The organism is Oceanispirochaeta sp., from assembly GCF_027859075.1.
Taxonomy (GTDB): domain Bacteria; phylum Spirochaetota; class Spirochaetia; order DSM-2461; family DSM-2461; genus Oceanispirochaeta.
This window is the reverse complement of sequence record NZ_JAQIBL010000233.1, coordinates 1-6,596: the sequence shown is the minus strand read 5'-3', so window position 1 is coordinate 6,596 and position 6,596 is coordinate 1. Positions and strand designations below refer to the sequence as shown.

Sequence of the window (6,596 nt, the reverse complement as noted above, 5' to 3'; positions counted from 1 at the left end):
GTATAGATTTGAGTCTTAAAATTCATAAACTATCCCTGAATTATCTTTTAACCTTCGCATTCATGGTGATGCTCCCATTCTTCCTGTTCGGATTTTTTATAAATTATTATTATGGCCGCTATCTGATCGAAAGTATGGAAAATAAAATGTCCGAAACCGTACATCAATTCGCACAGAATCTGGAAAATGAAATTATCGGTGTCAGTATTCTATCCAGTGCCCTTGTTCACAATCCCGATTTTCTGCGCGCCTGCTCCGGATATAATGACGCATCCGCCCCAAAGGAAATTTACTATTATCAGGAAGAACTGGATTTTCATCTCTCTAATCTTTTTCTCTACACAAATAAAATCGGTTCCATCTATATCTTTGTAAAGGACAGGAATCCTTATCAATTTAAAAACTACCCTGCTCAGAACAAAATGCCTGAGACGATTCAGCTGGACAGCCTTGCCTATACTGAAGTGGAACAGAAAGGAAATGTCATTAAAATACAGAATGACCTGTTTCATTTATTCGGAGAGAATCAGGAGAAAAATGAACCGATTCTGTCTCTTCTAGTGAATCCGGAAGAAAAGCCCTACGGTGAGAATGTGACCGCAGTACTTTTTGCATTCAGAGTAGATCTCCTCAAGCAGCTCCACAAAATGGACCCCCAGGAAAGGAAGGTTATTCTGACAGACCGTGACGGCAATATTCTTCTCAAGAATAGTTCAGATGAGACATCTCAGGAAATCCTGTATCAGAAAGAGATGAAACCGGAGAATAAGAAATGGGTACTGACTTCTGCGAGAATACCCTCGGCCGACTGGTATATCATTCAAGCAGCAGAGCGAAAAATCCTTCTATCTCCTTTACTGAAAATCAGGTTCATCTTTAATCTGATTTTGACCGGGATTATCTTTATTTTCATCCTCTACACAATGCTTTTTTTCCATAACCTCATTACACCTATAAACAATCTGGCCGAGAAGATGGATCTCGTTGAACAGGGGGACTACACAGTCAGGATGAGGTTGTTCGGACCGGATGAGATACAACATCTCCAGCTATCCTTTAACAGCATGATTGAACAGGTCAGCCTTCTGACTAAAGAAAAGGAAAAGCATGAAAAGGAAAAGAACAGATTGGAACTTCAGGCTTTGCAGTATCAGATTAACCCTCACTTCATCGGCAACACCCTGAACGCCATCCGGATGATGGCTGTAATAAACAAAGATGAGCATATTAAGAATATGACAGCCTCTCTTATGAGACTGGTGAATGACAGTTTCAGAGGGATTGGAAACTGCAACCGTCTCGAGGACGAGACAATGAGCCTCACCAGCTATGTTCATATCATGAAGGTCCGTTTTGGTAACCCTATAGATCTCCGCTTTTCGATTCCCGAAGAATTGTCTTCGGCGCTGCTCCGGAAAATGCTCCTTCAGCCCATCGTGGAAAACTCAATTATCCATGGATTCCAACAGCGGCGAAAAAAAGGAATCATTCTGATTCAGGCTTCCAGACTGAATGAAACCCTGGTATTAAAGGTGACTGACAACGGTATTGGTATGGATACTAAAAAGCAAAAGGCTGAGATTCAGGGTGAGGATGAAGGCCTTACAGCCCTGGGGATGAACAGCGTACATCGCCGGATCCAATTGAATTTCGGAATGGAATATGGATTGAAGATAAAAAGCCTGGAAGGTTTTTATGCATCCGTAACGATGAACCTTCCATTGAAATACATTCAGGAGCCTGTATGATAAATCTTTTAATTGTTGAAGATGAACCCCTCGTCCGGGCTTCGATTCAGTCCTTTCTGGATTGGGAAAATCACGGTTTTTCATTTATCGGAGCTGCTTCAGATGGGGAAGAAGGACTCCTGTTTCTGAAAGATCACCCGGAAACCGACATTGTATTACTGGATATCCATATGCCGGTGATGGATGGAATTTCCATGCTGAAAAGGATGAGGGAATCAGATCTGATGCAGGTGGTGCTGATACTCAGTGCGGACAATCAGTTCCAGTTTGTCCGCACGGCCTTTCAACTGGGCGCTTTGGACTATATCCTCAAATCAGAGATGGATGAGATATCACTACTGAAACAACTCAAGGGCGCCGCAGAACAGATTGCTGCTGCCGGAAGGAAAAGTGAGAACCTGCATCCCAAGGAAAAGCGATTGATCATCGATGCTCTCCTTGAAGATATTCTGCACAATAGAAACAAAGAATTAAATTGTCATTTAATTGAAGATCTTGATTACACCATTCACTTCCCCTGCCGTATCGGGCAGTTCACATTGGAACTGGATGGAAAAAATGAGAGGATTAAGCAGATTATAAGGCTGAGAGGCCAGGAGTTTCTTAAGGATCGGGGGGCCAGTGAAATTCATTTTCTATCCAGTGGTAAGGCCCTCTTTTTTATTTCACCCGATCAGGCTCAATCCTTTTCTGAAGATTTCTCTGAAATACTGAAGGATGCAATGAATCTTTCTCCTGATATAAGATACAGCTGTATTTGTGAGAACAGAGAGGAACTCCCCGGGCAGTTTACTTATCTGCAAAGCCTGGATGTAGGACAGAGCCGAATGATAAGACGAGCCCAATCGTACATCCGGAAAAACTATGCGTCTCCTCAACTCTCTCTGGAAGAGGTCAGCCACTATGTTGAAGTCAGCAGAACCCACCTCAGCGCTCAATTTAAAAAAGAGAGCGGGATGACCTTTCGGGATTATCTGACTAAGACCCGTATAGACTCTGCAAAGAAGCTTCTTGAAGAGACCAATCTGAGAGTCTACGAAATCTGTGAAATTGTGGGTTATCCGAATGTTGAGCATTTTTCAAGGATTTTTAAAAAAGTAACGGGTATATCTCCCAATCGATATCATCAATAATCCTAAAAAAGATCAATAATACGAAATAAGATTCATGTTGCTCTGAGAATTTCGATGTTAGCCTGATTATAGATCAATTATATTTTTCAAAGGAGAAATCTATGAACAGACACAAATTTATTGTATTTTGTCTCATTATTTTCACAATAATGACACCCTTGTTCGGAGGCGGTAAGAGTGATGCGGCTGATGAAACAATTACATTGAAAATGGGTGACAACCTTCCCGACAGAACAAACACCTGGGGCCTTGTTGCCGAAGAGATCAATGCTGAATTCATCAAAATGCATCCCAATGTAGAATTTGAAGTAGAAAGCTATCAGGATCAGCCCTATCAGGAAAAGATTAAGATTTATGCCACGGCTGGTCAGCTTCCCGATATTATGAAGTACTGGAGTTTTTCAACTCTGCTTCATCCTCTTGTCGAGAGTGAGATGGTCGCGCCCCTGGATATGAAAGATTTCGAAGGACTGGGATGGATGCCCGGAGCCCTGGAAAGCAATATGGTCAATGGAAAACTCTATGGAATTCCTGTTTCGGGAGACCTCTGGGTTATCTATTACAACAAAGCCATTCTTGAAGAATGCGGTGTTGAAGTTCCCACAACCATGGCAGAATTGAAAGCAGCCAGTGCCAAGATAGCGGCCAAGGGCTATATCCCTATGGTGACAGACGGAAAAGACGGCTGGCCCCTGAGTATTACCTTTGACAATATTTTCTGGAGAGTCACAGGTGACTTCAGTCTTATGCTTGATGCCCTTGCCGGTAAAAAATCATTTACAGATCCCGAATTCAAGGCTGCTGCCCAGGCTTATCAGGATTTCTTCAAGAACGAGGGAATCGTTGGACATGATCTTGTAACAACAGACTACGGCGCTTCCAGAAACCTCTTTGGTCAGCAGCAGGCTGCCATGTACCTGATGGGCTCATGGGAATTGGGACTGGCTACTGACAGTAATTTCCCGGAAGAATTCAAATCGAACGTTAGAGCCGCCAAATTCCCGGTAATGGATAATGGTAAAGGATCTTCTGATGACCTGGTTGCATGGTTTGGTGGAAACTACATAGTGAAGGCCGACAGTGAACACAAAGACCTGGCCATCGAATACCTTAAAACATATGCCAGACTCTATCCTAAACTTGTTTGGGGAAAACAGGCTGGATTCCCGGCACAGGCAGTTGCAGCCAGTGACAGTGATACTCCTGTTGCCAAGAATCTACTGGCCATCGCTGCTGATGCAGAAGCAACCAGTGGAACGACAGGTCTTGACCTTCTGACACCAGCCTTCAAAGAAACACATATGAAACTTTGTAAGGACCTGGCTGCAGGTGTCATTTCTGTAGATGAATTCTGTGAAGGCCTGCAGGCTGCTGCAGAATTAGTCAATAAATAAATTGTTCTATTAAGAAGCACCGGGGAATTCCCCCGGTGCTTCTTTTATTCTAAAACAGATTCAAAGGCTGAAACCTGACAGAAATCTTCACTAAGGTTAGTAATTATGAATACAATTATGAATTCCAAAAAAACCATATTTGTTCTGGTACTGCCGGGACTCGCAGTGATGGTTTTTGCCATACTGGCCCCGATATTACTGAGTGTTTACTACAGCATGACAAACTGGTCCGGCTTCGGTGCTAAAACCTTTGTTGGTCTGGCAAATTACAAAGAAGTAATCCTTCAGGATAAAACCTTCTGGCGCTCTCTTTACAATGCTCTCATCCTTCTGGGTGTAACCATTTTCATACAGAATGTTCTGGCCTTTCTACTGGCATCGGTTCTGATAAAATTGTCTGAAAAACTATCTCTCCTCCTGAGAACAATCTATTTTATACCGGCAATTCTGACAGTTGTTGTGATCTCCAAACTATGGGTGAACATCATGAACCCCAACTACGGTCTTCTAAATAAAGTACTCAATTCCACTGGCCTGGGCAGCCTGGCTCATTCCTGGCTGAGTGAACCGAAAACAGCCCTGGGTGCTGTTATTTTCATAACAGTCTGGCACGGTTTCGGGTGGGCTCTTCTCTTCTACTATTCCGGTTTGACAACGGTTCCCAAAGAGCTGGAAGAAGCGGCTCTCGTCGATGGAGCAGGACCAGTAATGCGCTATATGAAAGTCGTGATTCCCTACATGATGCCCGTTATTTCGGCCGTCATCATCATTGACATTATTGCCTGTTTGAAACAGATGGAAGTTGTCATGCTCACCACCTCGGGAGGACCGGGAAATATGACCCAGTTTGTAGCCTACCACCTCTACGAACAAGCCTTCAAATACTCACGCTATGGTTATGGGAATGCCATCTCCATTCTATTTGTCATTATTGCACTGACCATAACCCTGCTGGCAAAGAAATTTTTATCCGGAGACAATGGTAATGATTAGTAGAAGATTAAAAAACTCCGCCAGCCAAATCGCCTTATTCCTGTTTCTGGGGCTCATTGCTCTGGCCCAGTTGTTCCCCTTGATCTGGCTTTTCAATTACTCCCTCCATAAGAGCGGAAATCTCTTTGGTAAAGCCATCATGGAACTGCCCTCTCCCCCGCAATGGGTCAATTATGCCAAAGCCTGGACCAATGGACGGATTGTTCAGTACTTTAGTAACAGTGTCTTTGTTGTGGGAATTTCCATCTCCCTGATCATGATTTTTTCATTTATGCTGGCCTATGCCTGCAGTCGAATGAAGTGGAAATGGCGTTCTTCTGTTTTTACCATTGTCCTTCTGGGAATGGTCATCCCCATCCATACGACCCTTCTACCAAACTTTATCTGGTTCAAACAGTTTGGTCTGATCAACACACATCTGGGGATTATCATTCCCTACATCGCCTTTAATATGGCCTTTTCGGTCCTTATGTTTATCGGCTTTCTTCAGTCTCTACCCTATGAAATGGAAGAATCGGCCTATATGGAGGGGGCCGGTCTCAGAATGATCCTCCTGAAAATTATAGCTCCTATGGCTAAATCAGGATTCGTAACGGTGGGAATCATGGCCTTTCTGAACTGCTGGAATGAATTTATCATGGCCAATACATTTCTTGCTACAGAATCAAAAAGGACTCTCCCTTTTGCGATCATCAGATTTGAGGGGCAGTACTCTTCAGATTATGCCGTTCAATTTGCCTGTATGATCATTGTGGCTATCATTCCGATCATGATCTATTTCATATTTTCCAAGCGCATCATTGCCGGGGTTACAGCCGGATCTGTAAAAGGATAGCAGGAATGAGTAAAACCAAAATTCAGAATCCCATTTTACCGGGGTTTAATGCAGATCCATCCGCCCTCTGGACGGAGTACGGCTGCTACGTGGCAACCAGTACGTTTAACTGGTTTCCCGGTGTCAGCCTCTACCATTCCACAGACATGGTGAACTGGCGTCTGGTGACAAATATACTCAACAGGACCACTCAGCTGGACCTACGGGGAAATGGAGAGTCTGCCGGTGTCTGGGCTCCCCACATCAGCTACAATCCACAGACAAAACTTTATTATCTGGTTTTTACAGATGTGAAGAGCCTGATGCCCCGCTTCTTCGATCTAAACAATTATGTTGTGACCGCTCCTCATCCCGAAGGCCCCTGGAGTGATCCGGTATACCTGAATTCCAGCGGTTTTGACCCGGCTCTTTTTCATGATGACGACCGCAGAATATGGCTGACGAATCTCTCCTGGGAAGTTGAAGAAGGATTTGAACATCCCGGTTTTATAAT

At 43.7% G+C, this 6,596-nt stretch carries 6 protein-coding genes; all 6 read left to right on the top strand.

Annotated elements, in window-relative coordinates; translation table 11 throughout:
- Nucleotides 1-1,748 (top strand): sensor histidine kinase (locus PF479_RS12765; RefSeq protein WP_298007202.1); only part of this gene is annotated, 1,748 nt, incomplete at its 5' end.
- Entirely contained in the window at nt 1,745-2,881 is a 1,137-nt protein-coding gene (locus tag PF479_RS12760) for a helix-turn-helix domain-containing protein (protein WP_298007198.1), read from the top strand. The genes PF479_RS12765 and PF479_RS12760, both read left to right, overlap by 4 nt.
- A 101-nt stretch (nt 2,882-2,982) precedes the next feature.
- Complete coding sequence (locus PF479_RS12755) at nt 2,983-4,275, top strand: ABC transporter substrate-binding protein (RefSeq protein ID WP_298007196.1); 1,293 nt, start codon at nt 2,983-2,985, stop codon at nt 4,273-4,275.
- Between the two features lie 117 nt (nt 4,276-4,392).
- Nucleotides 4,393-5,268, top strand: a complete 876-nt coding sequence (locus PF479_RS12750) for a carbohydrate ABC transporter permease (protein WP_298007194.1) — start codon at nt 4,393-4,395, stop codon at nt 5,266-5,268.
- The gene (locus PF479_RS12745) at nt 5,261-6,103 is read left to right on the top strand and encodes a carbohydrate ABC transporter permease (RefSeq protein ID WP_298007192.1); all 843 of its coding nucleotides are present in this window, start codon (nt 5,261-5,263) and stop codon (nt 6,101-6,103) included. The genes PF479_RS12750 and PF479_RS12745 overlap by 8 nt, the downstream gene beginning before the upstream one ends.
- A gap of 5 nt (nt 6,104-6,108) precedes the next feature.
- Nucleotides 6,109-6,596 (top strand): family 43 glycosylhydrolase (locus PF479_RS12740; protein ID WP_298007189.1); only part of this gene is annotated, 488 nt, incomplete at its 3' end.

Coding starts and splice junctions, on each gene's coding strand:
- PF479_RS12760 (WP_298007198.1), top strand. CDS start 1,745: ATGATAAATCTTTTAATTGTTGAAGATGAACCCCTCGTCCGGGCTTCG.
- PF479_RS12755 (WP_298007196.1), top strand. CDS start 2,983: ATGAACAGACACAAATTTATTGTATTTTGTCTCATTATTTTCACAATA.
- PF479_RS12750 (WP_298007194.1), top strand. CDS start 4,393: ATGAATTCCAAAAAAACCATATTTGTTCTGGTACTGCCGGGACTCGCA.
- PF479_RS12745 (WP_298007192.1), top strand. CDS start 5,261: ATGATTAGTAGAAGATTAAAAAACTCCGCCAGCCAAATCGCCTTATTC.